Below are 23,871 nucleotides of genomic sequence, written 5' to 3'. Positions count from 1 at the left end.
GATGGCGGTTAATCGGGCCCTGGCAAGGGCTCGATTGTTTTGTAACAAGACACTTGGACTTTCGCGCCTGGCGCGAATTCTGGAAGGCAGGATAAACCGTGGCTCGCAAGACTCCCATTGAGCGCTACCGCAACATCGGTATCTCCGCTCACATCGACGCCGGCAAGACAACGACGACCGAGCGCATTCTTTTTTACACCGGTGTGAACCACAAGATCGGTGAAGTTCATGACGGCGCTGCGACCATGGACTGGATGGAGCAGGAGCAGGAGCGGGGCATCACCATTACCTCGGCCGCGACGACCTGCTTCTGGAAGGGTATGGACCTGTCATTCCCTGAGCATCGCTTCAACATTATTGATACCCCGGGACACGTTGACTTCACGATCGAGGTCGAGCGCTCGATGCGCGTGCTCGATGGCGCGTGCATGGTTTACTGCGCGGTCGGTGGTGTTCAGCCGCAGTCCGAAACCGTGTGGCGGCAGGCGACCAAGTACAAGGTTCCGCGTCTCGCGTTCGTGAACAAGATGGATCGCCAGGGTGCGAACTTCTTCAAGGTTTACGAGCAGATGCGCACCCGCCTTAAGGCGAACCCGGTTCCCATCGTGATTCCGATCGGGGCCGAGGAGTCTTTCGCGGGTGTCGTCGATCTCGCTCGGAGGAAGGCGATCTATTGGGATGAAGCCAGTCAGGGTATGAAGTTCGAGTATCGTGACATTCCGGCCGAGTTGCAGGCTGATGCGGAAGAGTGGCGTGAAAAAATGGTCGAGGCTGCGGCCGAGGCCAGCGAGGAGCTCATGAACGAGTACCTCGAGAATGGTGATCTGCCGGTCGAGAAGATCAACGCCGGCCTGCGTCTGCGCACCATCGCGTGCGAGATCCAGCCGATGTTGTGCGGTACCGCGTTCAAGAACAAGGGCGTGCAGCGTATGCTCGACGCGGTGATCGAGCTGCTGCCGTCTCCGGTCGATATCCCGCCGGTCGGAGGCACCGATGACGACGAGAAGCCGGTCGTCCGCAAGGCGGACGATGCCGAGAAGTTCTCGGCACTGGCGTTCAAGCTGATGACCGACCCGTTCGTCGGCCAGCTGACCTTCGTGCGCGTGTACTCCGGCGTGCTGCAGTCGGGCGAGACCGTGCTGAACTCGGTCAAGGGCAAGAAAGAGCGCATTGGTCGCATCCTGCAGATGCACGCCAACGAGCGTCACGAGATCAAGGAAGTCCTCGCCGGCGACATCGCAGCGTGCGTCGGCTTGAAGGAAGTGACGACGGGTGAAACCCTGTGCGACCCGAGCGCGCCGATCATCCTCGAGCGCATGGTCTTCCCGGACCCCGTGATTCACGTCGCGGTCGAGCCGAAGACCAAGGGTGACCAGGAGAAGATGGGTATCGCGCTGGGCCGTTTGGCTGCCGAAGATCCCTCCTTCCGCGTTCGTACCGACGAGGAGTCGGGTCAGACCATCATCTCCGGCATGGGCGAGCTGCACCTCGAGATCATCGTTGATCGCATGAAGCGCGAATTCAACGTCGAGGCGAACGTCGGCGCGCCGCAGGTGGCGTATCGCGAGGCAATCCGCAAGGCGGTCGAGCAGGAAGGGAAATTCGTCAAGCAGTCCGGTGGTCGCGGCCAGTTCGGTCACGTTTGGATCAAGCTCGAGCCGAACGAAGCCGGCAAGGGCTACGAGTTTGTCGATGCGATCAAGGGTGGCGTGGTTCCGCGCGAATACATCCCGGCGGTTGACAAGGGGCTGCAGGAAACCCTGCCGAACGGCGTGCTCGCCGGCTTCCCGGTGGTTGACGTGAAGGTCACGCTGTTTGACGGCTCCTACCACGACGTCGACTCGAACGAAAATGCCTTCAAGATGGCAGCGTCAATGGCGTTCAAGGACGCGATGCGCAAGGCCAGTCCGGTTCTGCTGGAGCCGATGATGGCGGTTGTCGTCGAGACCCCCGAGGATTATATGGGTAACGTCATGGGCGACCTGTCCGGGCGCCGTGGCATCGTGCAGGGCATGGACGACCTGCCCGGCGGCATGAAGGAAGTGAAGGCAGAGGTTCCGCTGGCCGAAATGTTCGGTTACGCCACGCAGCTGCGTTCGCTGTCGCAGGGGCGCGCGACCTACTCGATGGAATTCAAGCACTACTCCGAGGCGCCCAAGAGCGTCGCGGAGGCAGTGATCAGCAATCGTAGCAAGTAACAGAACTCAAACGAGGATTCTCACAATGGCTAAAGGCAAGTTTGAGCGGACGAAACCGCACGTAAACGTTGGGACGATCGGTCACGTTGACCATGGCAAGACGACCCTGACCGCAGCGATCACGACGATCCTGTCGTCGAAGTTCGGTGGCGAGGCGAAGGCCTACGACCAGATCGACGCGGCGCCGGAAGAGAAGGCGCGCGGCATCACGATCAACACCGCGCACGTCGAGTACGAAACCGCCACGCGTCACTACGCGCACGTTGACTGCCCGGGTCACGCCGACTACGTGAAGAACATGATTACCGGTGCTGCGCAGATGGACGGCGCGATTCTGGTCGTGTCGGCCGCTGACGGCCCGATGCCGCAGACGCGCGAGCACATCCTGCTTGCCCGTCAGGTCGGCGTTCCGTACATCATCGTGTTCATGAACAAGTGCGACATGGTCGACGACGAGGAGCTGCTTGAGCTCGTCGAGATGGAAGTTCGCGAACTGCTGTCGAAGTACGACTTCCCGGGTGACGACATCCCCATCGTCAAGGGCTCCGCGCTCAAGGCGATCGAAGGCGACAAGGGCGACCTGGGCGAAGGTGCCATCATGAAGCTGGCCGAAGCGCTGGACAGCTACATCCCGACCCCGGAGCGCGCGATCGACAAGCCCTTCCTGCTGCCGATCGAAGACGTGTTCTCGATCTCGGGTCGCGGCACCGTCGTGACCGGTCGTGTCGAGCGCGGCATCGTCAAGGTTGGTGAGGAAGTCGAAATCGTCGGTATCAAGCCCACGGTCAAGACCATCTGCACCGGCGTCGAAATGTTCCGCAAGCTGCTCGACCAGGGTCAGGCGGGCGACAACGTCGGCGTGCTGCTGCGTGGGACCAAGCGTGAAGACGTGGAGCGTGGTCAGGTCCTGTGCAAGCCGGGCTCGATCAAGCCGCACACCCACTTCACGGGCGAAGTGTATGTGCTGTCGAAGGAAGAGGGTGGTCGTCACACCCCGTTCTTTAACAACTACCGTCCGCAGTTCTACTTCCGTACGACCGACGTGACCGGTTCGATCGCGCTGCCGGAAGGCACCGAGATGGTCATGCCTGGCGACAACGTGTCCATCACGGTCAAGCTGCTGGCCCCGATCGCCATGGAAGAAGGTTTGCGCTTCGCGATCCGCGAAGGCGGCCGTACCGTTGGCGCCGGTGTCGTCGCCAAGATTATCGAGTAATCATCTCGCTCAACATCCTCGGGGCGAATGCCCCGGGGTTTTGCTCTTTTAAGGACTGCAACATGCAAAACCAGAAGATTCGTATCCGCCTCAAGGCTTTCGACTACCGTCTGATCGATCAGTCGGCGCTCGAGATCGTCGACACCGCGAAGCGTACCGGTGCCGTCGTTCGCGGTCCTGTGCCGCTGCCGACCCGGATCGAGCGCTTCGACCTTCTGCGTTCGCCGCACGTCAATAAGACTTCGCGCGACCAGTTCGAAATCCGCACGCACCAGCGCCTGATGGATATCATCGATCCGACCGACAAGACCGTCGATGCGCTGATGAAGCTGGACCTGCCGGCCGGTGTCGACGTCGAGATCAAGCTGCAGTAAGTCTTCCGCGCTTGCGGAGTGTCAAAAAAGGCCGGTATAATCCGGCCTTTGCGCCTTTTGGTGCAATTCATGTGATAGGGCCCGGTCAATCGTAACCGGGGATCAGGAGAAAAAAATGAGTCTAGGCCTTGTAGGACGCAAGGTTGGCATGACTCGCATTTTTGCCGAGGACGGCCGTAGCGTCCCGGTGACGGTGCTTGACGTTGCCAATAATCGCGTTACCCAAGTCAAGACGCCTGAAAGCGACGGCTATGCCGCGGTTCAGGTGGCTTTCGGCAAGCGCCGTGCGAGTCGCGTCAATAAGGCGCTCGCCGGGCATCTCGCCAAGGCTGGCGTCGAAGCCGGTCACACCTTCCGCGAATTCACCGTCGAGCCGGCGCAGCTGGCTGGCCTGAAGGCTGGCGACGTGATCAGCGTGGAGCTCTTTGCGGTCGGTCAGAAGGTCGATGTGACCGGTACCTCGATCGGCAAGGGTTTCTCGGGTGTTATCAAGCGTCACAACTTCTCGTCTAACCGTGCGTCGCACGGTAACTCGGTGTCGCACAACGCGCCGGGTTCGATTGGTATGGCGCAGGATCCGGGTCGCGTTTTCCCGGGCAAGCGCATGGCCGGCCAGTACGGCAATGTGACCCGCACGACGCAGAGTCTCGAGGTGGTTCGCGTTGATGTCGAGCGTCAGTTGCTCCTGGTCAAGGGAGCTGTGCCTGGTTCGAAGGGCGGCGACGTGATCGTCCGTCCGGCCGTCAAGGCCCGTGGCTGAGCGAGGACGTGATGGAACTTAAAGTATTGAACGATCAGGGTGTGCAGGCGGCGACGCTGCAGGCTTCTGATGCGCTCTTCGGGCGCGACTATAACGAGGCGCTGATTCACCAGGTTGTCGTTGCCTACATGGCTAACGCACGCTCGGGCAATCGTGCGCAGAAGGGGCGCTCCGAGATCCAGAAGTCGACCCGCAAGCCGTGGCGTCAGAAGGGTACGGGCCGTGCTCGTGCCGGTATGGCGTCGAGCCCGTTGTGGCGTGGTGGCGGTCGTATCTTCCCGAATTCCCCGGAAGAGAACTTCTCGCAGAAGCTGAATCGCAAGATGTATCGCGCTGGCGTTGCATCGATCCTGTCGCAGCTGGCGCGTGAAGACCGTCTGGCTGTGGTCGAGAATTTCAGCGTCGAGGCGCCGAAGACCAAGCTTCTGTCGCAGAAGCTGAAGGGCATGGGGCTGGATTCCGTGCTCGTGATCACGGATCAGTTCGACGAGAACCTGTTCCTGTCGTCGCGCAACCTGCACAAGGTGCTGGTGCTCGAGGTCAGCGAGACGGATCCGGTGGCCCTGGTTCACTACGATCGCGTGATCGTGACCAAGGGTGCGCTGGCCAAGATGGAGGAGGCCTGGCAATGAGCGGATTTAGCCAAGAGCGTCTGATGCAGGTGCTGCTCGCGCCCCAGATCTCCGAGAAGGCGACCTATGTCGCTGACAAGAATGAGCAGGTGGTTTTCAAGGTTGCGTCGTGCGCGACCAAGCCTGAAGTCAAGGCTGCTGTCGAGCTGCTCTTCAAGGTCGAGGTCAAGTCGGTCCAGATCGCGAACGTCAAGGGCAAGGTCAAGCGCTTCGGCAAGGCCATGGGTCGCCGCAAGGGCTGGAAGAAGGCATTCGTTTGCCTCAAGCCTGGCCAGGAAATCAACTTCGCGGCCGGGGAGTAATAGTCATGGCACTGGTAAAACTCAAGCCTACGTCTGCCGGCCGTCGCGCGATGGTCAAGGTGGTGAATGCCGACCTTTTCAAGGGTCGTCCGCTCGCCTCGCTGGTCGAGAAGCAGTCGAAGAACGCCGGCCGTAACAACAACGGCCACATCACCGTTCGGCACAAGGGTGGCGGTCATAAGCAGCACTACCGCCTGGTCGATTTTCGGCGCAACAAGGATGGTATCGCGGCGCGCGTCGAGCGCATCGAATACGATCCGAACCGTTCGGCGAACATCGCTCTGATCTGTTATGCCGACGGCGAGCGTGCGTACATCATCGCTCCGAAGGGGCTGGATGTCGGTGCTCAGGTGATGAGCGGCGCGGAAGCTCCGATCAAGCCGGGCAATGTCCTGCCGATCCGCAATATTCCCGTCGGTTCGACGATTCACTGCGTCGAGATGATGCCTGGCAAGGGTGCGCAGATCGCGCGCGCTGCCGGTACTTCGGTGCAGCTCCTGGCGCGTGAAGGCGCCTATGCCCAGATTCGTCTGCGCTCCGGCGAAGTGCGCCGCGTGCATGTCGAGTGCCGTGCCGCGATTGGTGTCGTGGGCAACGAAGAGCATGGTCTGCGCAAGATCGGCAAGGCCGGTGCAAACCGCTGGCGTGGTATTCGCCCGACCGTTCGCGGTGTGGCGATGAACCCGGTTGATCACCCGCATGGTGGCGGCGAAGGCCGCACCGGCGAGGGCGGCGTTCCGCGCAGCCCGTGGGGTCAGCCTGCGAAGGGTTATCGCACGCGCAGCAACAAGCGCACCGATACCATGATCGTGCAGCGTCGTCACAAGCGTTAAGGGGTAACAGATGGCACGTTCAATCAAAAAAGGCCCGTTTGTCGACGCGCACCTCCTCAAGAAGGTCGACGCCGTTCGGGCGAGCAACGATAAGCGTCCGATCAAGACGTGGTCGCGCCGTTCGACGGTGCTGCCGGATTTCGTCGGTCTCACGATCGCGGTGCATAACGGCCGCCAGCACGTTCCGGTGTTTGTCTCCGAGAACATGGTTGGCCACAAGCTGGGCGAGTTCGCGCTGACCCGTACGTTCAAGGGTCATGCCGCGAGCAAGAAGGCGAAGAGGTAAGGAGTCACCATGGAAACCAAAGCAATCCTCCGCGGTGTGCGCCTGTCGGCTCAGAAGGGCCGGCTGGTTGCGGACCAAGTGCGGGGCAAGCCGGTTGATCAGGCCCTGAACATTCTCGCCTTCTCGCCGAAGAAGGGCGCGCAGATCATCCGCAAGGTCGTCGAGTCGGCGATCGCGAACGCCGAACACAACGATGGCGCAGACATCGACACCCTCAAGGTGAAGACGATCTACGTCGAGGAAGGTACGTCGCTGAAGCGGTTTACGGCGCGGGCAAAGGGGCGTGGCAATCGCATCCTGAAACCGACGTGCCATGTCTACGTGACCGTCGGGGAGTAAGGGGTAAATATGGGTCAGAAAATTCATCCGACCGGATTCCGTCTGGCGGTCACCCGCGACTGGAGCTCGCGCTGGTTCGCTTCGAGCCGCGACTACTCCAAGATGCTGCATGAGGACATCAAGGTCCGCGACTTTCTGAAGAAGAAGCTCGCGCACGCATCGGTTGGACGCATCGTGATCGAGCGTCCGGCCAAGAACGCCCGCATCACGTTGTTCAGCGCGCGTCCCGGCGTTGTCATCGGCAAGAAGGGCGAAGACATCGAGCTGCTCAAGCGCGAACTGCAGAAGATCATGGGTGTGCCTGTGCACGTCAATATCGAGGAAGTTCGCAAGCCCGAAGTCGATGCGAAGCTGATTGCCGATTCGATCGCCCAGCAGCTCGAGAAGCGTATCATGTTCCGTCGTGCGATGAAGCGTGCGATGCAGAACGCCATGCGCCTCGGTGCCCAGGGCATCAAGATCATGAGCGCGGGCCGTCTGAACGGGGCCGAAATCGCCCGTACGGAATGGTATCGTGAGGGTCGTGTGCCGCTGCACACGCTGCGCGCCGACATCGACTACGGCGTCTCCGAAGCGAGTACCACGTACGGCATAATCGGCATCAAGGTCTGGGTCTACAAGGGCGAGATGCTGGGTCGCAACGAGCGTCCGGCGGTCGTCGAGAATGAAAACGAGGCTCGCCGTGGCCGTCGCGGTGCGCCGCGCGGCGCCGAAGGTGGCGAGGGCCGTCCCGGTCGCCGTCCCGCCCGTCGCGGTGGCGCTGAGGGTCAGGCCAAGCAGCCGCAAGAAAGCAGGGGTGAATGATGCTTCAGCCGACGAGAAGGAAATACCGTAAGGAGCAGAAGGGCCGCAACACTGGCGTGGCGACGCGCGGTGCGAAGGTCAGCTTCGGCGAATTCGGTCTCAAGGCAATCGGCCGCGGTCGGCTGACTGCCCGACAGATCGAATCGGCACGACGTGCGATGACGCGCCACATCAAGCGGGGCGGTCGCATCTGGATCCGGATCTTCCCGGACAAGCCGATCTCGAAGAAACCTGCCGAAGTCCGCATGGGTAACGGCAAGGGCAACCCGGAATACTGGGTCGCCGAGATTCAGCCCGGCAAGGTGCTGTACGAGATGGATGGTGTCGATGAGGCGTTGGCGCGCGAAGCGTTCCGCCTTGCAGCTGCGAAGCTGCCGCTCGAGACCGTGTTTGTTCACCGTCAACTGGGGTGATCATGAAAGCGAGCGAACTCCGCGCAAAGAGCGTCGGTGAACTGAATCAGGAAGTGCTTGAGCTGCTGAAGGCGCAGTTCTCGCTGCGCATGCAGCTTGCAACTCAGCAACTCGGCAACACGAGCCAACTCGGGAAGGTGCGCCGCGACATCGCGCGTGTGCGCACCGTTCTGCGTGAAAAGGCAGGGCAGAAATGAGCGAACAAATCGAAAAGGTGCGTCGCGCCCTCGTCGGCCGTGTCGTCAGCGACAAGATGCAGAACACGGTCACCGTGTTGGTCGAGCGTCGCGTCAAGCACGAGCTGTATGGGAAGGTGATTACGCGTTCGGCCAAGTACCATGCGCACGTTGAGGGCGGCCTTGCCGCCGCCGGCGACCTGGTTGAAATCGAGGAATGCCGTCCGATTTCGAAGACCAAGTCCTGGCGTGTTGCGAAAGTGCTCGAAAAAGCGCGCGTAATCTAAGCAGAGTACGGGCTACTGCTGTGGACAGCTTGGCAGGCAACTGCCAAGCTGTTATAATTTTCTTTCTTTGCTTTTCGCTCTTCGGGGCTCCCTACCCGTACGGGTTCCAAGACTGACCGCTGTAGCGGGGCAAGTTGGAGATAAATTCATGATTCAAATGCAGTCCATTCTGGACGTCGCCGACAATACCGGCGCGCGTTCGGTGATGTGCATCAAGGTTCTTGGTGGTTCCAAGCGTCGCTATGCCGGCATCGGCGACATCATCAAGGTAACCGTCAAGGATGCTGCGCCGAGGGGTCGCGTCAAGAAGGGTGACATCTACAGTGCCGTTGTGGTGCGTACCGCGAAGGGTGTGCGTCGTCCTGACGGCTCCCTGGTGAAGTTCGATGGCAATGCGGCCGTCCTGCTGAATAACAAGCTCGAGCCGATCGGCACGCGTATCTTCGGGCCGGTGACGCGCGAGCTGCGTACCGAGCGGTTCATGAAGATCGTCTCGCTGGCGCCTGAAGTGCTCTAAGGAGTTGTCGAGATGAACAAGATCCGCAAAGGTGATGAGGTTGTTGTCCTGACGGGCAAGGATCGCGGTCGTCGCGGTGTCGTGCTGCGTCGGGTCGGCGACGAACATCTGGTGGTTGAAGGTGTGAATCGCGCGAAGAAGCACGTGCGTCCGAATCCGCTCAAGGGTGAAGTGGGTGGCATCGTCGAAAAGGAGATGCCGCTGCACGTTTCGAACGTTGCGCTGTTCAATCCTGCGACCCAGAAGGGTGATCGCGTGGGTATTCGTGTGCTTGAGGATGGTCGCAAGGTGCGCTTCTTCAAGTCGAATGGCGAACTGGTGAACGCGTAAGGAGTGGTGATGGCGCGCTTGCAGCAGTACTACAAGGAAACGATTGCTCCCGACCTGCTGAAGCAGTTCGGGTACAAGTCCGCGATGGAAGTGCCTCGCATTACGAAGATCACCCTGAATATGGGTGTCGGCGAGGCGGTGGGCGACAAAAAAATTCTCGAGCATGCCGTTGGTGACATGCAGAAGATCGCCGGTCAGAAGCCGGTGGTGACCAAGGCTCGCAAGTCGATCGCGGGTTTCAAGATCCGTGACGGTTATCCGATCGGCTGCATGGTGACCTTGCGCGGCGAGAAGATGTTCGAATTCCTGGATCGTCTCGTGACGATCGCCATGCCGCGTATCCGCGATTTCCGCGGGATCGCCGGCAAGGGTTTCGACGGTCGCGGCAACTACAACCTGGGCGTCAAAGAGCAGATCATTTTCCCCGAAATCGAGTACGACAAGATCGATGCTCTGCGGGGGATGAACATCAGCATCACGACGACGGCCAAGACCGATCAGGAAGCTCGGGCTCTGCTCGCTGCGTTCAAGTTCCCGTTCAAGAATTGAGGGTGTTATGGCAAAACTGGCTCTGATCAATAGAGAAGAGAAGCGCCGCAAGACGGTCGAGAAATTCGCCGCCAAGCGTGCCGCGCTGATCGCTCAGATCAACGATTTCAAGTTGCCTGAAGAAGAGCGCATGGCTGCTCGTCTGAAGCTGCAGCAGCTTCCGCGCAACGCAAGCCCCGTTCGCGAGCGCAACCGTTGTGCGCTGACGGGTCGTCCGCGCGGCGTGTTCCGCAAGTTTGGGCTGTGCCGCAACAAGCTGCGTGACCTGGCGTTCCGTGGCGAAGTTCCCGGCATGACCAAGGCGAGCTGGTAAGGAGATTATCGAATGAGTATGTCCGATCCGATCGCCGATATGCTGACCCGCATCCGCAATGGTCAGCAGGCTCAGAAGCAGAGCGTGTCGATGCCCAGCTCCAAGCTGAAGGTGGCGATCGCCAAGGTTCTGCAGGATGAAGGTTACATCGACGGCTATGCGGTTCGCGATGCCGAAGGCAAGGCTCAGCTGGATGTCGTGCTGAAGTACTACGCCGGGCGTCCCGTCATCGAGCGCATCGAGCGTGTCAGCCGCCCCGGTCTGCGTGTTTACAAGGGTAGCGACGATCTGCCGCGCGTTTTGAACGGTCTCGGTGTTGCAATCGTGTCGACGCCGCGTGGCGTCATGACCGACCGTGCGGCACGTGCCGGGCGCGTGGGCGGCGAAGTCATCTGTTACGTCGCTTAAGGGGGTCTCATGTCTCGTGTAGCTAAGAATCCGGTGACGATCCCCCAGGGCGTGGACGTGACCGTTGCGGCCGGTGAGGTTTCCGTCAAGGGGCCGCTCGGTACCGTCAAGCAGTACATCGGCAATTCCGTGTCGGTCCAGCGTGAAGGTGATGCGCTGGTGTTTGCCGCCGTTGGTGGCGCCGCGAACGGTCGCGCGATGTCGGGTACCGTGCGCGCGCTCGTCAATAACATGGTCACCGGTGTGACGAAGGGTTTCGAGCGCAAGCTTAACCTCGTCGGCGTCGGTTACCGTGCGCAGGCGCAAGGCGACAAGCTCAATCTGACGCTCGGTTTCTCCCATCCGGTCGTGCATCAGATGCCGGCGGGTGTGAAGGTCGAGACGCCGACACAGACGGAAATCGTCATCAAGGGCATCGACAAGCAGCAGGTCGGTCAGGTCGCTGCCGAAGTGCGTGCATACCGCGCTCCCGAGCCTTACAAGGGCAAGGGCGTCCGCTACGCGGACGAGGTGGTCGTGCTCAAGGAAACCAAGAAGAAGTAAGGGCGGTTCGATATGAACAAGAAAGTGGTTCGTCTGCGTCGCGCTCGTAAAACCCGAGCCAAAATCGCGGAACTGAAGGCGGTTCGTCTGACTGTGTTCCGTTCCAATTCCCACATCTACGCCCAGATCATCGACGGTTCCGGCGCGCGCGTGCTCGCTGCTGCCTCCACGGTCGAGGCGGACGTGCGTTCGCAACTGTCGCATGGCGGTAACAAGGCTGCTGCCGTGATCGTCGGCAAGCTGATCGCCGAGCGTGCGAAGGCCGCGGGTATCGAGTCCGTCGCGTTCGATCGCGCCGGCTTCCAGTATCACGGTCGCGTCCAGGCGCTGGCCGAGGCCGCCCGCGAAGGCGGTCTCAAGTTCTAAGCGAGGAATCGTATGGCTAAGCAACAAAGCAAGCGTCCGCAGGCTTCCGAGGAGCGTGACGACGGCCTGCGCGAGAAGATGGTCGCCATCAACCGCGTGACCAAGGTCGTGAAGGGCGGTCGTATCCTCGGTTTCGCGGCGCTGACGGTGGTTGGCGACGGCGATGGCGGTATCGGCATGGGCAAGGGCAAGTCGCGTGAAGTGCCCGTGGCCGTGCAGAAGGCCATGGACGAGGCTCGCCGCAAGATGGTCAAGGTCTCGCTCAAGAACGGCACGCTGCAGCATTCGGTGATCGGCAAGCACGGCGCTTCGTCGGTCCTCATGCAGCCTGCGCCGAGCGGTACCGGCATTATCGCCGGTGGACCGATGCGCGCGGTGTTCGAAGTCATGGGTGTGACGGACGTGACCTGCAAGTGCATCGGTTCGTCGAATCCGTACAACGTCGTCCGTGCAACGCTGAACGGTCTCCTGGCGATCAATACGCCGGCTGAGATCGCCGCCAAGCGTGGCAAGAGCGTCGAAGAAATTCTGGGGTAAGCCATGGCCGAGAAAACGATCAAGGTTACGCTGGTCAAGAGCGTGATCGGTACCAAGCAGTCGCACCGTGCGACGGTGCGCGGACTCGGTTTGCGTCGCCTGAACCATACCGTCGAACTTCAGGACACGCCTGAAGTGCGCGGCATGGTGAACAAGGTGTCGTACCTGGTGAAGTGTGAGGGTTGAGATGCGTCTGAATACGATTAAACCCGCGACTGGTTCGAAGTTCGCAGGCAAGCGCGTCGGACGCGGCATCGGCAGCGGCCTCGGCAAGACCTGCGGTCGCGGTCACAAGGGCCAGAAATCCCGTGCCGGCGGCTTCCACAAGGTCGGTTTCGAGGGTGGTCAGATGCCGCTTCAGCGCCGTCTGCCGAAGCGTGGCTTCGTCTCGCTGACGGGGTCGCGCAACGCCGAGGTGCGCCTGTCCGAGTTGGACAAGCTGCCCGTCGAAGATATCGACCTGCTCGTGCTGAAACAGGCTGGCGTCGTGGCTGCCGATGCGCTGTCCGCAAAGGTTGTCCTGTCGGGCAGCATTGGTCGCAAGGTGACGCTGCGCGGCGTCGGTGCCACGAAGGGCGCCCTCGCGGCAATCCAAGCGGCCGGCGGTTCGGTCGTTACCGAGTAAGAAGGTAACCAGCTGTGGCCAATCCCGCTGCCACCTTGGGAACGCCCGGTCGTTTCGGCGATCTGAAGCGCCGACTGTTGTTCCTGGTCGGTGCGCTGATCGTCTATCGGATCGGCGCACACATCCCGGTGCCCGGAATCGACCCGAGTCGGCTGGCTGAGTTGTTCCAGTCGCAGTCGGGGGGGATTCTCGGCGTCTTCAACCTTTTCTCGGGCGGTGCGCTGTCGCGTTTCACCATCTTCGCGCTGGGGATCATGCCGTACATCTCGGCATCGATCATCATGCAGTTGATGACCGTCGCGGTGCCCTCGCTTGAAGCCCTGAAGAAGGAAGGCGAGGCGGGTCGGCGCAAGATCACGCAGTACACGCGAGCCGGCACCCTGGTTCTTGCTCTGGCGCAGTCGCTCGGGATCGCAATCGCTCTCGAAGGGCAGGCCGGGCTGGTGCTGGATCCGGGCTTCACCTTCCGGTTCGTGACGGTGGCGACGCTCGTGACGGGTACGATGTTCCTGATGTGGCTCGGTGAGCAGATCACGGAGCGCGGGCTTGGCAACGGTATCTCGCTTATCATCTTCGCGGGTATCGCCGCTGGGCTGCCGAGTTCGATCGCCGGTTTGTTCGAGCTGGTGCGTACAGGTGCCATGCATCCCTTCACTGCGCTGCTGATCTGCGTCCTGGTGGTGCTGGTGACTGCGTTCGTGGTGTTCGTCGAGCGGGGTCAGCGGAAGATTCTGGTCAATTACGCCAAGCGCCAGGTCGGCAACAAGATCTACGGCGGGCAGAGCTCGCATCTGCCGCTGAAGCTCAACATGGCAGGCGTGATCCCGCCGATCTTTGCGTCGAGCATCATCCTCTTCCCGGCTACGCTGGGCCAGTGGTTCGGCTCGTCGGAGAGCATGGTGTGGCTGCGCGACCTGTCGGCCAAGCTGGCGCCGGGGCAGCCGGTCTACGTGATGTTGTACGCGGTGGCGATCGTCTTCTTCTGCTTCTTCTATACCGCGCTCGTGTTCAATGCACGCGAAACCGCGGACAACCTGAAGAAGAGCGGAGCGTTCGTGCCGGGTATCCGGCCGGGTGATCAGACCGCGCGTTACATCGACAAGATCCTGACGCGCCTGACGCTGGTGGGGGCGGTGTACATCACCCTCGTCTGTCTGCTGCCGGAGTTCCTGATCCTCAAGTGGAATGTGCCGTTCTACTTCGGTGGTACTTCGCTGCTGATCATCGTCGTCGTGACGATGGACTTCATGGCGCAGGTTCAGGCGTACGTGATGTCGCACCAGTACGAGAGTCTGCTGAAAAAGGCGAACTTCAAGGGGGCGGGCCTTCCGATCCGGTAAGTTATGGCGAAGGAAGACGTCATCGAGATGCAGGGCGAGGTTACCGAGAACCTCCCCAATGCAACGTTCCGCGTCCGGCTCGAAAACGGACACATGGTCCTCGGGTACATCTCCGGGAAGATGCGCATGCATTACATCCGCATTCTTCCTGGTGACAAGGTCACCGTGCAGCTGACGCCCTATGACCTGACCAAGGCCCGGATCGTGTTCCGGACCAAGTAATCAAGAAACAGGAGCAAGGAAATGAGAGTTCAGGCTTCGGTTAAGCGGCTCTGCCGCAACTGCAAGATCGTCCGCCGCAAGGGTGTGGTTCGCGTCATTTGCGCAGATCCGCGTCACAAGCAGCGCCAGGGTTGATCTTCAGACAACCTGGGATTAACATTTAATGTTTAGCTTTTTGGGGTAATCGAATGGCCCGTATTGCTGGGGTAAACATTCCCAATCACAAGCATGCCGAGATTGCGCTGACCGCCATCTATGGAATTGGCCGTTCGCGTGCTCAGAAAATCTGTGATGCCGCCAACGTTGCGCGTTCCGTCAAGGTGAAGGATCTTACCGAGTCGGATATGGAGCGTCTGCGTGACGAAGTCGGCAAGTTCGTCGTCGAGGGCGATCTTCGCCGTGAAGTGACGATGAATATCAAGCGCCTGATGGACTTGGGTTGCTATCGTGGTGTCCGTCATCGTCGCGGCCTTCCGCTGCGCGGTCAGAGGACCCGGACTAACGCCCGCACCCGCAAGGGACCGCGCAAGGCGATCGCCGGCAAGAAGTGATAAGGACTGATAATGGCTAAAACTGCTACAAAAGTTCGCAAGAAAGTCAAAAAGAACGTTGCCGAGGGCATCGCGCACGTTCACGCGAGCTTCAACAACACCATCATTACGATTACCGACCGTCAGGGCAACGCCCTGTCGTGGGCAACGTCGGGCGGCGCGGGCTTCAAGGGCTCGCGCAAGAGCACGCCGTTTGCCGCCCAGGTCGCCGCCGAAGCCGCCGGCAAGGCCGCGCAGGAATGCGGCGTCAAGAACCTGGAAGTGCGCATCAAGGGGCCCGGTCCGGGCCGCGAATCCGCTGTTCGCGCCCTGAACGCGCTGGGTATGAAGATCTCCAGCATTACCGACATCACGCCGATTCCGCATAACGGCTGCCGTCCGCCGAAAAAGCGTCGTATCTGACAAGGAGTTGAAACGTGGCTCGTAATCTGGATCCCAAGTGCCGTCAGTGTCGTCGCGAAGGCGAGAAGCTGTTCCTGAAGGCCGAGAAGTGCTTCACCGACAAGTGTGCGATCGAGCGCCGCTCGTACGCTCCTGGCCAGCATGGCCAGCGTTCCGGACAGCGTCTGTCCGGCTATGGCGTTCAGCTGCGTGAAAAGCAGAAGATCCGTCGCCTGTACGGCGTTCTGGAAGCGCAGTTCCGCAAGGTCTACGCCGAGGCGGACCGCCGTCGCGGCCAGACCGGCGAGAACCTGCTGCAGCTGCTCGAAGGTCGTCTTGACTCCGTCGTCTATCGCATGGGTTTCGGTGGCTCGCGCGCCGAAGCTCGTCAGCTGGTCCGTCACAACAGCATTCTCGTGAATGGCAAGCGCGTCAATATCCCGTCGTACGTCGTGCGTCCGGGCGAGACGGTCGAGCTGACCGAGAGCGCGCGCGGCCAACTCCGCGTCAAGGCAGCCCTCGAGGCCGCCGCAGCGCGTGGTTTCCCCGAGTGGCTGGAAGTCGATGCGAAGGCCGGCAAGGGCGTGTTCAAGGCGTACCCGCAGCGTTCGGAGCTGCCGCCGACGATCAACGAAGGTCTCGTCGTCGAACTGTACTCCCGCTAACGGGCTCGCCTGAAGACTCAAAGATCCGAGGAACTGCTGATGCAAAGCAATTCACTGCTGAAACCCCGCATCATCGACGTCCAGTCCGTGTCGCCCGTTCAGGCGCGCGTGACGATGGAGCCGTTCGAGCGCGGTTTCGGTCACACCTTGGGGAATGCGCTGCGGCGCATCCTCCTTTCCTCGCTGCCGGGCTATGCGCCGACGGAAGTCTCGATTGAGGGCGTGCTGCACGAGTACTCGACCCTGGACGGGGTGCGCGAGGACATCGTCGACCTGCTGTTGAACCTGAAGGGTGTGGTGCTGAAGCTCCACAACCGTGGCGAGGCGACCCTGCGTCTTTCGAAGTCGGGCGACGGTGTGGTGACCGCGCGCGACATCGAAGCGAGTCACGACGTCGAGATCATCAACCCCGATCACGTGATCGCGCATCTTGCACCGGGTGGCAAGCTCGAGATGCACATTAAGGTCGAGGAAGGGCGCGGTTACGTGCCGGGTAACGTTCGTCCGGTTGCCGGCGAGAGCAAGAGCATCGGGCACATCGTGCTGGACGCGTCGTTCAGCCCGGTTCGCCGCGTCAGCTATCTGGTCGAAAGCGCTCGCGTCGAGCAGCGTACCGACCTCGATCGCCTGGTTATCGACATCGAGACCAACGGCGCTGTCGACCCCGAAGAGGCGATCCGTTACGCCGCGCGCGTGCTGATGGATCAGCTGTCGGTATTCGCTGATCTCGAGGGTACGGCACCGGTGGCGGAAGTGACTGCCGCTCAGGTGATCGACCCGGTGCTGCTGCGTCCGGTCGATGACCTCGAGCTGACCGTGCGGTCGGCGAACTGCCTCAAGGCCGAGAACATCTACTACATCGGCGATCTGATCCAGCGTACGGAAACCGAGCTGCTGAAGACCCCGAACCTGGGCCGCAAATCGCTGAACGAAATCAAGGAAGTGTTGGCCTCGCGTGGGCTTACGCTCGGCATGAAACTGGAAAACTGGCCGCCGGCCGGGCTCGAGAAGCTCGGTTGAGTGGACTCAGTTGAGTGAGGAATAGAAATGCGTCACCGCAACGGTCTTCGCAAGCTTAACCGTACCAGCGCGCATCGTCAGGCGATGTTCCGCAACATGGCCAATTCGCTGCTGCGTCACGAAGTCATCAAGACGACTCTGCCCAAGGCCAAGGAACTGCGCCGCGTGGTCGAGCCGCTGATCACCCTGGGCAAGAAGCCCAGCCTGTCGAACCGTCGTCTGGCGTTCAGCCGCCTGCGCGACCGCGACATGGTCGTGAAGCTGTTCGACGAACTGGGCCCGCGTTTTGCCGCCCGCAACGGCGGCTATCTGCGCATCCTGAAGTTCGGCTTCCGCGACGGCGACAACGCGCCGATGGCGCTGGTCGAGCTGCTGGATCGTCCAGCCGAGGGCGACGTGGCTGCCGACGTGCAGGAAGCCGCAGCTGCGTAAATATTCGCATCGCGACCATCGCGTGATCGAAAATGGGCCGTCTAACGGCCCATTTTTTTTGCGGCTATGTCTGTGATGTGCGTTCGGGAGGATTGTCTTGAGTACGGTGCTGGTGACTGGCGGGGCCGGGTATATCGGATCGCATACGTGTGTGGCCTTGCTGGAGGCGGGGCACGATGTCGTGGTCGTCGACAATCTGTGCAACAGCAAGCGCGCCGCGCTGGATCGGGTGGAACAGATTGCGGGCAGGACCTTGGGCGGGTTCTATCGCGCTGACGTTCGCGATGCGGCCGCATTGGCACGGGTGTTCGCCGAACGGCCCGTCGATGCCGTTGTCCATTTCGCCGCACTGAAGGCCGTGGGCGAGTCGGTGGCGAAACCGCTTGCGTACTACGAGAACAACATTGGCGGACTGTTCGCGCTCCTCGCGGCGATGGATGCCGCGGGGGTGCGCCGACTGGTCTTCAGCTCCTCGGCGACCGTCTACGGGGATCCGGCGTCGGTGCCGATCCGCGAGGACTTTCCGGTCGGGGCGACGAACCCGTATGGGCGTACGAAACTCATGTGCGAGGATATGCTGCGCGATCTCGTCGCCGCTGATCCGCGCTGGCATGTGGCGCTCCTGCGGTATTTCAATCCGGTGGGGGCCCATCAAACCGGGCTGATCGGCGAGGATCCCAACGGGATTCCGAACAACCTCATGCCCTATGTGAGCCAGGTTGCAGTCGGGAAGTTGAAGGAGTTGCAGGTGTTCGGGGGGGATTACCCGACGTCTGACGGGACCGGGGTCCGCGACTATATCCATGTCGTCGATCTCGCCGCAGGGCATGTTGCGGCGGTCGAGCGCATGGAAGGCCTGCCGGGGGTGAGTTGTGTGAACCTCGGAACCGGGCGGGGGTACAGCGTGCTGGAGGTGGCGCAGGCCTTCGAGCGCGCGTCGGGTCGGAAGGTCCCCTACCGTATCGTGGCGCGTCGGCCGGGTGACGTTGCGGCGTGCTGGGCCGATGCCAGCCTGGCGGAGAAGATGTTCGGGTGGCGGCCGCGATACGATCTCGATGCGATGTGCCGCGATGCGTGGCGGTGGCAGTCGCAGAATCCCGAGGGCTATCCGGACTGAAGGGCAGGCGGGGCGCGGCGTCCGGTCCCGACGGCGGGTGCCCGCTCACCAGGACTTGCGCAGGCGATTGCGGTACTGGACGTCGTGCGGAAGGACTTTCTGCATCGGTTCGAGATGGGCGGCGACGATCGCGCAGGCCTTCGCCAACGTCTCGGGGGTCAGTTGCGGGAGTTCGCTCGTGCGTGCGGTGAGGCGCACGACTTGTTCGATTGCGCGCTTGCGCTGCGGCTCCTCCGCCGCTTGATAGACGCCCAGGCCGGCGTCCAGAAGGGTCTTCAGGATCTTGACGCGACGTTCGATGCGGTCGAGGAAGACGGCCTGTACGTCATTCGGGACTGCGGGCATGAGCTTCTCCTTGATTTTGCGGGCGGCGCCTCGCGGCGGTCGCCGTATTGTCCGGAATACTCGCGGTGGTTTCGCTTCAAATTGTAAGCGCGAATACCCACGTTGCTGTATTCAGGCGCATGACGGTGGGGCAAGCATCCGTTTGAGGTAGCGGCCGGTGTGGCTGTCGGGGTGGGCAGCGAGCGCTTCGGGCGGGCCGCTGCACAGGATGCGGCCACCGCGGTCGCCCCCTTCGGGGCCGAGGTCTACCAGCCAGTCGGCGGTCTTGATGACGTCGAGGTTGTGCTCGATGACGACGATGGTGTTCCCGTGGTCGCGCAGGCGGTGGAGTACGCCGAGCAGGAGTTCGATGTCGCGGAAGTGCAGGCCGGTGGTGGGTTCGTCGAGGATATAGAGGGTGCGGCCGGTGTCGCGCTTGGAGAGCTCCAGCGCGAGCTTGACGCGCTGGGCTTCGCCGCCGGACAGCGTGGTGGCGCTCTGGCCCAGGCGGATGTAGCCGAGGCCGACGTCCATCAGCGTTTCGAGCTTGCGCGCGACGGTCGGGACAGCGCGGAAGAATTCGAGGGCGTTCTCGACCGTCATGTCGAGCACCTCGTAGATGGTCTTGCCCTTGTAGCGGATCTCCAGCGTCTCGCGGTTGTAGCGTTTGCCGTGACACACGTCGCAGGGGACGTACATGTCGGGCAGGAAGTGCATTTCCACCTTGATCATGCCGTCGCCCTGGCAGGCTTCGCAGCGGCCTCCCTTGACGTTGAAGGAGAAGCGGCCGGGGCCGTAGCCGCGCGCGCGTGCGTCCGGGACGCCGGCGAAGAGTTCGCGCACGGGCGTCAGCAGGCCGGTGTAGGTCGCGGGGTTGGAGCGCGGGGTGCGGCCGATGGGGCTCTGGTCGACGTTGATGACCTTGTCGAAGTGGTCGAGGCCGTGCACGGCGCTGAACGGGGCAGGTTCCGTGGTCGAGCCGTAGAGGTGCCGGGCGGCGAGCGCGTACAGGGTGTCGTTGATGAGAGTCGATTTGCCTGAGCCGGAGACGCCGGTGATGCAGGTGAACAGGCCGACAGGGATGGTCAGTTCGACATTCTTGAGATTGTTGCCGGTGCAGCCCTCGAGTCGCAGGTGGCGTTCGGGATCGGGGGCGGAGCGGCGTCTCGGGACGGGAATGGTGTAGCGGCCGGCGAGGTAGGCGCCGGTGAGCGACGCGTCGCTCGCGACGATCTCGGCCGGGGTGCCGCGCGCGACGATCTCGCCGCCGTGCACGCCGGCGCCGGGACCCATGTCCACCACGTAGTCGGCGCAGCGGATGGCGTCTTCGTCGTGCTCGACGACGATGACGGTGTTGCCGAGGTCGCGCAGCTGACGCAGCGTGCCGAGCAGGCGGTCGTTGTCGCGCTGGTGCAGGCCGATGGAGGGCTCGTCGAGGACGTACATGACGCCGGTGAGGCCGGAGCCGATCTGGCTGGCGAGGCGGATGCGCTGCGCTTCGCCGCCGGAAAGGGTGTCGGCGGAGCGGTCGAGCGAGAGGTAGTCGAGGCCGACGTTGATCAGGAAGCTGATCCGGTCGGAGATCTCCTTGACGATCTTGGCCGCGACGAGGCCGCGGTGGCCGGCAAGAGCGAGGCCGTCGAAGAAGGCCTTGCATTCGCCCAGCGGCATGCGGCTGACTTCGTGCAGCGAGCGGTCGCCGATGAGCACATGGCGCGCCTCGGTGCGCAGGCGTGTGCCGTGGCAGCTCGGACAGGCCTGCGTGGCGCGGAGCTTGGCGAGCTCCTCGCGCACGGCGGTGGAGTCGGTCTCGCGGTAGCGGCGGTCGAGGTTGGGGACGATGCCTTCGAAGGGGTGTTCCTTGGCGACCATGCGTCCGGCGTCGGAGAGGTAGCGGAAGGCGATCTTGTGGCGGCCGGAGCCGTGCAGCACGACCTGCCGGACCTCGTCGGGCAATTCGCCGAACGGGGTGTCGATGTCGAAGCCGTAGTGGTCGGCGAGGCTTGCGAGCATCTGGAAGTAGAACTGGTTGCGGCGGTCCCAGCCGCGGATCGCGCCGGCGGCGAGCGAGAGCTCGGGGTGGGCGACGACGCGGGCGGGATCGAAGAATTCGACCTGGCCGAGGCCGTCGCACTTGGGGCAGGCGCCTGCGGGGTTGTTGAACGAGAAGAGGCGCGGCTCGAGTTCGGCGAGCGCGTAGCTGCACACCGGGCAGGCGAAGCGGGCGGAGAAGAGGTGTTCGGTGCCGGTGTCCATCTCGACCGCGATGGCGCGGCCGTCGGCGTGGGTCAGCGCGGTCTCGAAGGATTCGGCGATGCGGCCGCGCTGGTCGGCGCGGACCTTGAGGCGGTCGATGACGACTTCGACGGTGTGGCGGCGGCCCTTTTCGAGCGCGGGCATGGCGTCGAGTTCGGCGATGCGGCCATCGACGCGCACGCGCACGAAGCCCTGCGCGCGAAGGTCGGCGAAGAGGTCGCTCTGCTCGCCCTTGCGGTGGGCGACGACGGGCGCGAGGATCATCAGGCGCGTGTCTTCGGGCAGGGCGAGGACGTGGTCGACCATCTGCGAAACGGTCTGCGCCTCCAGCGGGTGCTCGGGATGGTCGGGGCAGTGGGGGGTGCCGGCGCGCGCGTAGAGCAGGCGCAGGTAGTCGTGGATCTCGGTGATCGTGCCGACCGTGGAGCGCGGGTTGTGGCTGGTGGCTTTCTGCTCGATCGAGATCGCGGGCGACAGACCCTCGATCAGGTCGACGTCCGGTTTCTCCATCAGCTGCAGGAACTGGCGTGCGTAGGCCGACAGGGATTCGACGTAGCGGCGCTGGCCTTCGGCGTAGAGCGTGTCGAAGGCGAGCGAGGACTTGCCGGAGCCGGACAGCCCGGTGATCACGGTCAGCCGGTTGCGCGGCAGCTCGAGGCTGATGTTCTTGAGATTGTGGGTGCGGGCGCCGCGAATGCGGATTTCGTCCATGGGGCGGGCTGACGAAGGGTAACGCGCCACTATACGAGAGAACGTCGACGCAAGCCAAACCGGCGGGCGACGGGTGCTAGAATCGCCGTTTTGTTTCAGCCCTGAGAACGATGGCCCGACCCGAGCACGATCCGATGACCCCCGCAGAACGCCGGGCGGGCGCGAGCCTTGCGGCGATCTTCGCGCTGCGCATGCTCGGGCTGTTCCTGATCCTGCCGGTGTTCTCGGTGCACGCGCATCAGCTTCCCGGGGGTGACAACCTGACCCTGGTCGGGTTGGCGATCGGTGCCTACGGGCTGACGCAGGCCTTTCTGCAGATGGCCTACGGCGTGGCCTCGGACCGCTTCGGGCGCAAGCCGGTGATCGTGTTCGGACTCGTGCTGTTCGTGATCGGCAGCGCCGTCGCGGCGGTCGCCAGCGACATCGGGACGGTGATCGCGGGGCGGGTGCTGCAGGGCGCCGGCGCGATCTCGGCGGCGGTCACCGCGCTCGCGGCGGATCTGACGCGCGACCAGCACCGCACCAAGGTGATGGCGATGATCGGCTCCAGCATCGGGCTGGTGTTCGCGCTGTCGATGGTGGCGGCGCCGCTTCTGTATAATGCGATTGGCATGAGCGGGATCTTCTGGCTGACGGCCATCCTCGCGGCCGCGGCGATCGGTGTGGTGCTTTACGTGGTGCCGGCTGCGCCGCCAGTGCCGCGCGCGCCGACCGGGTTGTTCGGCGAGGTGTTCCGCGACGGCCAGCTGATGCGGTTGAACGTCGGGGTATTCGTGCTGCACCTGATCCAGACGGCGATGTGGGTGATGGTGCCGGCCGCGCTGGTGAGCGGTGCGAACCTGCCGCTGCCGGAGCACTGGAAGGTCTATCTGCCGGCGGTCGTGCTGTCGTTCGCGGCGATGGTGCCGGCGGTGATCGTCGCGGAGCGGCGCAACCGCATGAAGCAGGTGTTCGGCGCTGCGGTCGCCCTGCTGGTGATCGTGCAGGCGGGACTCTTCGCCTTCGGCGAGAGCGCCGTGACGCTGGGACTGTGGCTGACGTTGTTCTTCGTCGCCTTCAACGTACTCGAGGCGATCCTGCCGTCGTGGATCTCCAAGGTGGCGCCGGCGCACGCGAAAGGAACGGCGCTGGGCCTGTACAACACCCTGCAGTCGGCCGGGCTGTTCATCGGCGGCATGCTGGGGGGCTGGCTGGCCGAGCACTTTGGCAGCGGCGCCGTGAACCTCGTGTGCGGCGTGCTCGCCGTGATCTGGCTGCTGCTGGCAGCCTCAATGAATCCGCCCGCCCGCCGTGTGACGCCGGCGTCGGCGGCACACTAACCTGAAACATCGGAGGAGAACCTCATGGCTTCCCTGAACAAAGTCATCCTGATCGGCAACCTGGGCCGCGATCCGGAAACCCGCTATGCGCCGAGTGGCGACGCGATCTGCAACATCACCGTGGCGACGACCGAGACGTGGAAGGACAAGCAGAGCGGCGAGCGCAAGGAGGCGACCGAGTGGCACCGCGTGGTGTTCTTCGGGCGGTTGGCCGAGATCGCCGCGCAGTACTTGCGCAAGGGTAGCCAGATCTACGTCGAGGGGCGCCTGCAGACGCGCAAGTGGCAGGACAAGGACGGCCAGGACCGCTACACGACCGAGATCCGCGGCGACGAGATGAAGATGCTGGGTTCGCGTCAGGGTGGCGGCGGTGGCGATGCGCCAATGGGCGGTGGCTACGAGGCCCCGTCCGCACCGGCGCGCCAGGCCCCGCAGCAGGCGCCCGCGCAGAAGGCGCCGAGCCAGTCGGGCGGCGGCGGGTTCGGCGACTTCGACGACGATATCCCGTTCTAGAACCCACCTTGCAGCATTTTTGTTGATTGAAAGCCTGCACTCCGCAAGGGTGCAGGCTTTTTTAGTTTACGCTTTACCAACGTTCTATTTTGTGGTGTACTGGTGCTCAGGGGATAACTACTACTTTGTAAAAACGGTGGGTAGATGACGAGATTCGTCGCAAAGCGTGTCCGGTTCCGAAACGGGGAGCGCCACTCCGTTCTAAGTCGGCC

The 23,871-nt window shown here is 62.6% G+C and carries 36 protein-coding genes; 34 read left to right on the top strand and 2 right to left on the bottom strand.

Translation table 11 applies throughout. The features are described from left to right. Positions 1-98 precede the first annotated feature (98 nt). From fusA to galE, 32 genes are all read left to right on the top strand, one after another. The gene (gene fusA / locus ToN1_RS09600; protein ID WP_169206229.1) at positions 99-2,198 is read left to right on the top strand and encodes an elongation factor G; all 2,100 of its coding nucleotides are present in this window, start codon (positions 99-101) and stop codon (positions 2,196-2,198) included. 25 nt (positions 2,199-2,223) lie between these two features. Further along, positions 2,224-3,414 carry an elongation factor Tu gene (gene tuf / locus ToN1_RS09595; protein WP_169127224.1) on the top strand — a complete coding sequence of 397 codons (1,191 nt, stop codon included), beginning with the start codon at positions 2,224-2,226 and terminating at the stop codon, positions 3,412-3,414. 62 nt (positions 3,415-3,476) lie between these two features. Beyond that, complete coding sequence (gene rpsJ / locus ToN1_RS09590) at positions 3,477-3,788, top strand: 30S ribosomal protein S10 (protein ID WP_018987821.1); 312 nt, start codon at positions 3,477-3,479, stop codon at positions 3,786-3,788. 115 nt (positions 3,789-3,903) lie between these two features. Continuing rightward, on the top strand, positions 3,904-4,548 hold the full coding sequence (rplC, locus tag ToN1_RS09585; protein WP_169206228.1) for a 50S ribosomal protein L3: 645 nt from the start codon (positions 3,904-3,906) through the stop codon (positions 4,546-4,548). 11 nt (positions 4,549-4,559) lie between these two features. Next, positions 4,560-5,180, top strand: coding sequence for a 50S ribosomal protein L4 (rplD, locus tag ToN1_RS09580; protein ID WP_169206227.1), 621 nt, complete (start codon positions 4,560-4,562; stop codon positions 5,178-5,180). Next, entirely contained in the window at positions 5,177-5,482 is a 306-nt protein-coding gene (gene rplW, locus ToN1_RS09575) for a 50S ribosomal protein L23 (protein ID WP_169206226.1), read from the top strand. Before rplD ends, rplW begins: the two co-directional genes overlap by 4 nt. A gap of 5 nt (positions 5,483-5,487) precedes the next feature. Further along, positions 5,488-6,315: a 50S ribosomal protein L2 gene (gene rplB, locus ToN1_RS09570; protein ID WP_169206225.1), complete on the top strand. Its 828-nt coding sequence runs from the start codon at positions 5,488-5,490 to the stop codon at positions 6,313-6,315. Positions 6,316-6,325: 10 nt separating this feature from the next. Further along, a complete protein-coding gene (gene rpsS, locus ToN1_RS09565; RefSeq protein WP_053420931.1) occupies positions 6,326-6,601 on the top strand; it encodes a 30S ribosomal protein S19 in 276 nt (91 codons plus the stop codon). 9 nt (positions 6,602-6,610) lie between these two features. Continuing rightward, entirely contained in the window at positions 6,611-6,940 is a 330-nt protein-coding gene (gene rplV, locus ToN1_RS09560; protein WP_018987827.1) for a 50S ribosomal protein L22, read from the top strand. Positions 6,941-6,949: 9 nt separating this feature from the next. After that, positions 6,950-7,744 (top strand): 30S ribosomal protein S3, encoded by a 795-nt coding sequence (gene rpsC / locus ToN1_RS09555; protein ID WP_169127199.1) that lies wholly within the window; start codon positions 6,950-6,952, stop codon positions 7,742-7,744. Beyond that, on the top strand, positions 7,744-8,157 hold the full coding sequence (rplP, locus tag ToN1_RS09550; RefSeq protein WP_050418483.1) for a 50S ribosomal protein L16: 414 nt from the start codon (positions 7,744-7,746) through the stop codon (positions 8,155-8,157). Before rpsC ends, rplP begins: the two co-directional genes overlap by 1 nt. Positions 8,158-8,159: 2 nt before the next feature. Further along, positions 8,160-8,354 (top strand): 50S ribosomal protein L29, encoded by a 195-nt coding sequence (rpmC, locus tag ToN1_RS09545; protein ID WP_169206224.1) that lies wholly within the window; start codon positions 8,160-8,162, stop codon positions 8,352-8,354. Beyond that, complete coding sequence (gene rpsQ / locus ToN1_RS09540; RefSeq protein ID WP_169127195.1) at positions 8,351-8,620, top strand: 30S ribosomal protein S17; 270 nt, start codon at positions 8,351-8,353, stop codon at positions 8,618-8,620. The genes rpmC and rpsQ overlap by 4 nt, the downstream gene beginning before the upstream one ends. 148 nt (positions 8,621-8,768) lie before the next feature. Continuing rightward, complete coding sequence (gene rplN / locus ToN1_RS09535; protein WP_076603149.1) at positions 8,769-9,137, top strand: 50S ribosomal protein L14; 369 nt, start codon at positions 8,769-8,771, stop codon at positions 9,135-9,137. A gap of 12 nt (positions 9,138-9,149) precedes the next feature. After that, on the top strand, positions 9,150-9,467 hold the full coding sequence (rplX, locus tag ToN1_RS09530; RefSeq protein ID WP_169206223.1) for a 50S ribosomal protein L24: 318 nt from the start codon (positions 9,150-9,152) through the stop codon (positions 9,465-9,467). 9 nt (positions 9,468-9,476) lie between these two features. Continuing rightward, positions 9,477-10,016, top strand: a complete 540-nt coding sequence (rplE, locus tag ToN1_RS09525) for a 50S ribosomal protein L5 (protein ID WP_169206222.1) — start codon at positions 9,477-9,479, stop codon at positions 10,014-10,016. Between the two features lie 7 nt (positions 10,017-10,023). Beyond that, positions 10,024-10,329: a 30S ribosomal protein S14 gene (gene rpsN / locus ToN1_RS09520; protein WP_121430162.1), complete on the top strand. Its 306-nt coding sequence runs from the start codon at positions 10,024-10,026 to the stop codon at positions 10,327-10,329. A 12-nt stretch (positions 10,330-10,341) separates the two neighbouring features. Next, entirely contained in the window at positions 10,342-10,737 is a 396-nt protein-coding gene (gene rpsH, locus ToN1_RS09515) for a 30S ribosomal protein S8 (protein WP_018987836.1), read from the top strand. A gap of 9 nt (positions 10,738-10,746) precedes the next feature. Then, on the top strand, positions 10,747-11,280 hold the full coding sequence (gene rplF, locus ToN1_RS09510; protein WP_169206221.1) for a 50S ribosomal protein L6: 534 nt from the start codon (positions 10,747-10,749) through the stop codon (positions 11,278-11,280). 12 nt (positions 11,281-11,292) lie between these two features. Next, a complete protein-coding gene (gene rplR / locus ToN1_RS09505; RefSeq protein ID WP_050417521.1) occupies positions 11,293-11,646 on the top strand; it encodes a 50S ribosomal protein L18 in 354 nt (117 codons plus the stop codon). A 12-nt stretch (positions 11,647-11,658) separates the two neighbouring features. Further along, a complete protein-coding gene (rpsE, locus tag ToN1_RS09500) occupies positions 11,659-12,183 on the top strand; it encodes a 30S ribosomal protein S5 (RefSeq protein ID WP_169127187.1) in 525 nt (174 codons plus the stop codon). A 3-nt stretch (positions 12,184-12,186) separates the two neighbouring features. Beyond that, positions 12,187-12,369, top strand: coding sequence for a 50S ribosomal protein L30 (gene rpmD, locus ToN1_RS09495; RefSeq protein ID WP_015437566.1), 183 nt, complete (start codon positions 12,187-12,189; stop codon positions 12,367-12,369). A 1-nt stretch (position 12,370) separates the two neighbouring features. Further along, positions 12,371-12,808 (top strand): 50S ribosomal protein L15, encoded by a 438-nt coding sequence (gene rplO, locus ToN1_RS09490; RefSeq protein ID WP_169206220.1) that lies wholly within the window; start codon positions 12,371-12,373, stop codon positions 12,806-12,808. 14 nt (positions 12,809-12,822) lie between these two features. Next, entirely contained in the window at positions 12,823-14,148 is a 1,326-nt protein-coding gene (secY, locus tag ToN1_RS09485) for a preprotein translocase subunit SecY (RefSeq protein ID WP_169206219.1), read from the top strand. Positions 14,149-14,151: 3 nt separating this feature from the next. Continuing rightward, positions 14,152-14,370, top strand: a complete 219-nt coding sequence (gene infA / locus ToN1_RS09480) for a translation initiation factor IF-1 (RefSeq protein WP_015437563.1) — start codon at positions 14,152-14,154, stop codon at positions 14,368-14,370. Between the two features lie 21 nt (positions 14,371-14,391). Continuing rightward, entirely contained in the window at positions 14,392-14,505 is a 114-nt protein-coding gene (rpmJ, locus tag ToN1_RS09475) for a 50S ribosomal protein L36 (RefSeq protein ID WP_076603157.1), read from the top strand. A gap of 53 nt (positions 14,506-14,558) precedes the next feature. After that, on the top strand, positions 14,559-14,921 hold the full coding sequence (gene rpsM / locus ToN1_RS09470; RefSeq protein WP_169206218.1) for a 30S ribosomal protein S13: 363 nt from the start codon (positions 14,559-14,561) through the stop codon (positions 14,919-14,921). A gap of 12 nt (positions 14,922-14,933) precedes the next feature. Continuing rightward, a complete protein-coding gene (gene rpsK / locus ToN1_RS09465) occupies positions 14,934-15,323 on the top strand; it encodes a 30S ribosomal protein S11 (protein ID WP_121430154.1) in 390 nt (129 codons plus the stop codon). Between the two features lie 14 nt (positions 15,324-15,337). Beyond that, positions 15,338-15,967 carry a 30S ribosomal protein S4 gene (rpsD, locus tag ToN1_RS09460; RefSeq protein ID WP_169127179.1) on the top strand — a complete coding sequence of 210 codons (630 nt, stop codon included), beginning with the start codon at positions 15,338-15,340 and terminating at the stop codon, positions 15,965-15,967. Positions 15,968-16,006: 39 nt separating this feature from the next. Then, entirely contained in the window at positions 16,007-16,987 is a 981-nt protein-coding gene (locus tag ToN1_RS09455) for a DNA-directed RNA polymerase subunit alpha (protein ID WP_169206217.1), read from the top strand. 27 nt (positions 16,988-17,014) lie between these two features. Next, complete coding sequence (gene rplQ, locus ToN1_RS09450; protein ID WP_169127169.1) at positions 17,015-17,419, top strand: 50S ribosomal protein L17; 405 nt, start codon at positions 17,015-17,017, stop codon at positions 17,417-17,419. A gap of 97 nt (positions 17,420-17,516) precedes the next feature. Next, positions 17,517-18,536, top strand: a complete 1,020-nt coding sequence (gene galE, locus ToN1_RS09445; protein ID WP_169206216.1) for a UDP-glucose 4-epimerase GalE — start codon at positions 17,517-17,519, stop codon at positions 18,534-18,536. A gap of 45 nt (positions 18,537-18,581) precedes the next feature. On the opposite strand, the gene ToN1_RS09440 is transcribed toward galE, so the two are convergent. Together ToN1_RS09440 and uvrA are read right to left on the bottom strand one after the other, a co-directional pair. Then, a complete protein-coding gene (locus ToN1_RS09440) occupies positions 18,582-18,881 on the bottom strand; it encodes a hypothetical protein (RefSeq protein ID WP_169206215.1) in 300 nt (99 codons plus the stop codon). A gap of 111 nt (positions 18,882-18,992) precedes the next feature. Then, positions 18,993-21,827, bottom strand: coding sequence for an excinuclease ABC subunit UvrA (gene uvrA / locus ToN1_RS09435; protein ID WP_169206214.1), 2,835 nt, complete (start codon positions 21,825-21,827; stop codon positions 18,993-18,995). A 134-nt stretch (positions 21,828-21,961) separates the two neighbouring features. On the opposite strand from uvrA, the gene ToN1_RS09430 reads away from it, so the two are divergent. Next, the gene (locus ToN1_RS09430; RefSeq protein ID WP_169206213.1) at positions 21,962-23,146 is read left to right on the top strand and encodes an MFS transporter; all 1,185 of its coding nucleotides are present in this window, start codon (positions 21,962-21,964) and stop codon (positions 23,144-23,146) included. A 24-nt stretch (positions 23,147-23,170) separates the two neighbouring features. After that, complete coding sequence (gene ssb, locus ToN1_RS09425) at positions 23,171-23,659, top strand: single-stranded DNA-binding protein (protein WP_169206212.1); 489 nt, start codon at positions 23,171-23,173, stop codon at positions 23,657-23,659. Positions 23,660-23,871: the final 212 nt, after the last annotated feature.

The sequence above is a fragment of the Aromatoleum petrolei genome (assembly GCF_017894385.1).
GTDB lineage: Bacteria > Pseudomonadota > Gammaproteobacteria > Burkholderiales > Rhodocyclaceae > Aromatoleum > Aromatoleum petrolei.
This window is presented reverse-complemented; position numbering and strand designations above follow the sequence as displayed.

What these genes read in the sequence shown, in the direction of transcription:
- ToN1_RS09440 (WP_169206215.1), bottom strand. Translation starts at nt 18,881, where the DNA reads ATGCCCGCAGTCCCGAATGACGTACAGGCCGTCTTCCTCGACCGCATC.
- infA (WP_015437563.1), top strand. Translation starts at nt 14,152, where the DNA reads ATGGCGAAGGAAGACGTCATCGAGATGCAGGGCGAGGTTACCGAGAAC.
- rpsK (WP_121430154.1), top strand. Translation starts at nt 14,934, where the DNA reads ATGGCTAAAACTGCTACAAAAGTTCGCAAGAAAGTCAAAAAGAACGTT.
- rpmC (WP_169206224.1), top strand. Translation starts at nt 8,160, where the DNA reads ATGAAAGCGAGCGAACTCCGCGCAAAGAGCGTCGGTGAACTGAATCAG.
- rplW (WP_169206226.1), top strand. Translation starts at nt 5,177, where the DNA reads ATGAGCGGATTTAGCCAAGAGCGTCTGATGCAGGTGCTGCTCGCGCCC.
- rplP (WP_050418483.1), top strand. Translation starts at nt 7,744, where the DNA reads ATGCTTCAGCCGACGAGAAGGAAATACCGTAAGGAGCAGAAGGGCCGC.
- rpsH (WP_018987836.1), top strand. Translation starts at nt 10,342, where the DNA reads ATGAGTATGTCCGATCCGATCGCCGATATGCTGACCCGCATCCGCAAT.
- rplC (WP_169206228.1), top strand. Translation starts at nt 3,904, where the DNA reads ATGAGTCTAGGCCTTGTAGGACGCAAGGTTGGCATGACTCGCATTTTT.
- rplO (WP_169206220.1), top strand. Translation starts at nt 12,371, where the DNA reads ATGCGTCTGAATACGATTAAACCCGCGACTGGTTCGAAGTTCGCAGGC.
- rplB (WP_169206225.1), top strand. Translation starts at nt 5,488, where the DNA reads ATGGCACTGGTAAAACTCAAGCCTACGTCTGCCGGCCGTCGCGCGATG.
- rpsN (WP_121430162.1), top strand. Translation starts at nt 10,024, where the DNA reads ATGGCAAAACTGGCTCTGATCAATAGAGAAGAGAAGCGCCGCAAGACG.
- rplV (WP_018987827.1), top strand. Translation starts at nt 6,611, where the DNA reads ATGGAAACCAAAGCAATCCTCCGCGGTGTGCGCCTGTCGGCTCAGAAG.
- rpsJ (WP_018987821.1), top strand. Translation starts at nt 3,477, where the DNA reads ATGCAAAACCAGAAGATTCGTATCCGCCTCAAGGCTTTCGACTACCGT.
- rplQ (WP_169127169.1), top strand. Translation starts at nt 17,015, where the DNA reads ATGCGTCACCGCAACGGTCTTCGCAAGCTTAACCGTACCAGCGCGCAT.
- rpmJ (WP_076603157.1), top strand. Translation starts at nt 14,392, where the DNA reads ATGAGAGTTCAGGCTTCGGTTAAGCGGCTCTGCCGCAACTGCAAGATC.
- rplD (WP_169206227.1), top strand. Translation starts at nt 4,560, where the DNA reads ATGGAACTTAAAGTATTGAACGATCAGGGTGTGCAGGCGGCGACGCTG.
- rplF (WP_169206221.1), top strand. Translation starts at nt 10,747, where the DNA reads ATGTCTCGTGTAGCTAAGAATCCGGTGACGATCCCCCAGGGCGTGGAC.
- uvrA (WP_169206214.1), bottom strand. Translation starts at nt 21,827, where the DNA reads ATGGACGAAATCCGCATTCGCGGCGCCCGCACCCACAATCTCAAGAAC.
- tuf (WP_169127224.1), top strand. Translation starts at nt 2,224, where the DNA reads ATGGCTAAAGGCAAGTTTGAGCGGACGAAACCGCACGTAAACGTTGGG.
- ssb (WP_169206212.1), top strand. Translation starts at nt 23,171, where the DNA reads ATGGCTTCCCTGAACAAAGTCATCCTGATCGGCAACCTGGGCCGCGAT.
- rplX (WP_169206223.1), top strand. Translation starts at nt 9,150, where the DNA reads ATGAACAAGATCCGCAAAGGTGATGAGGTTGTTGTCCTGACGGGCAAG.
- rplR (WP_050417521.1), top strand. Translation starts at nt 11,293, where the DNA reads ATGAACAAGAAAGTGGTTCGTCTGCGTCGCGCTCGTAAAACCCGAGCC.
- rpsE (WP_169127187.1), top strand. Translation starts at nt 11,659, where the DNA reads ATGGCTAAGCAACAAAGCAAGCGTCCGCAGGCTTCCGAGGAGCGTGAC.
- rpsS (WP_053420931.1), top strand. Translation starts at nt 6,326, where the DNA reads ATGGCACGTTCAATCAAAAAAGGCCCGTTTGTCGACGCGCACCTCCTC.
- rplE (WP_169206222.1), top strand. Translation starts at nt 9,477, where the DNA reads ATGGCGCGCTTGCAGCAGTACTACAAGGAAACGATTGCTCCCGACCTG.
- ToN1_RS09430 (WP_169206213.1), top strand. Translation starts at nt 21,962, where the DNA reads ATGACCCCCGCAGAACGCCGGGCGGGCGCGAGCCTTGCGGCGATCTTC.
- rpsQ (WP_169127195.1), top strand. Translation starts at nt 8,351, where the DNA reads ATGAGCGAACAAATCGAAAAGGTGCGTCGCGCCCTCGTCGGCCGTGTC.
- rpsC (WP_169127199.1), top strand. Translation starts at nt 6,950, where the DNA reads ATGGGTCAGAAAATTCATCCGACCGGATTCCGTCTGGCGGTCACCCGC.
- ToN1_RS09455 (WP_169206217.1), top strand. Translation starts at nt 16,007, where the DNA reads ATGCAAAGCAATTCACTGCTGAAACCCCGCATCATCGACGTCCAGTCC.
- rpsM (WP_169206218.1), top strand. Translation starts at nt 14,559, where the DNA reads ATGGCCCGTATTGCTGGGGTAAACATTCCCAATCACAAGCATGCCGAG.
- rpmD (WP_015437566.1), top strand. Translation starts at nt 12,187, where the DNA reads ATGGCCGAGAAAACGATCAAGGTTACGCTGGTCAAGAGCGTGATCGGT.
- rplN (WP_076603149.1), top strand. Translation starts at nt 8,769, where the DNA reads ATGATTCAAATGCAGTCCATTCTGGACGTCGCCGACAATACCGGCGCG.